The 1,128-nt window shown below is 66.5% G+C and carries 1 protein-coding gene; it reads left to right on the forward strand.

The window, feature by feature from the left end; translation table 11 throughout:
• Positions 1 to 369: 369 nt before the first annotated feature.
• A partial coding sequence (locus PGX04_RS31020; RefSeq protein ID WP_273742001.1) for a bile acid:sodium symporter family protein occupies positions 370 to 1,128 on the forward strand: 759 nt, incomplete at its 3' end.

Below are 1,128 nucleotides of genomic sequence, written 5' to 3' on the forward strand. Positions count from 1 at the left end.
GGTCGGCGGCGAGCGACTCGCAGCCAGCACCTCGTGGCCCGCGTCGATCAGCCGCGGTTGCAGCGCCGTCCCGAGCGTCCCGGTGGCACCCGTCAAGAGCGTCCGGCAGGTCATAGCGGTGAATTCGTCCCGCAGGGTCGAATCGTGACTGCCGGATCCATCTGTGGGGTTTAAGTCAGCGAGGGAGACAGCCACCCATGAAACACGTTCGGGTGACGCTCGACGCGGGCGGCCGCGAGGCCGAGATGTTCGTGCTGATGGTGTCCATTCATATCGATCGAAAACCGCCCGAGCGCCCGCGGAAGCCGCTGTATTCATATAGCAGACTCACAGACCGCTGCATATGTTTCCCAGCGCGGTGAGAACCGAATGAGTTGGCAGCCCCCTCTGGAACGGATCGGCGAATTCACGAGCAAGTATTTCGTCCTCTGGGTGCTGATCGTCTCCCCGCTCGCACTGTACGCGCCCGAGACGTTCACCCCGATCGCGCCCTACATCACGCCGCTCCTGGGGGTTATCATGCTCGGCATGGGGCTCACGTTGACGCCCACGGATTTCCGGCGGATCCTCGAGCGGCCCCGGGACGTCTTCATCGGCGCGATGAGCCAGTGGATCCTGATGCCGACGATCGCCTACGCCCTCGTGGTCGCCCTCGGGTTGCCGTGGGAGATCGGCATCGGACTGATCCCCGTCGGCGCGGCGCCGGGCGGGACCGCCTCGAACGTGATGACCTATCTCGGTCGGGGCGACGTCGCGCTCTCGGTGACGATCACGTCGGTGACGACGATCGCCGCGCCGCTGGTGATGCCGGCGTGGATCGTCCTGCTCGCGGGCGAGTCGATATCGGTCACGTTCGCCGAGATGGCGACGTCGATCGTCCAGGTCGTCTTGCTCCCGGTTATCGGCGGCCTCGTGTTGCGCTACCTGCTCGACGAGTACGCGCCGGCGGTCGCGCAGGCGGGGCTGTCGATCTTCCCCGCGATCAGCGTGATCGCCATCGTCGCCATCGTCGCGGCCGTCGTGGGTCTCAACGTCGAGACGATCCTCGCCGCGAGCGCCGTCGTCTTCCTCGCGGTCGTTCTACACAACGGCCTCGGGCTGGGAGCCGGCTACGCAGTCGGCCGCGCG

It is taken from the genome of Natrinema soli (assembly GCF_028618695.1).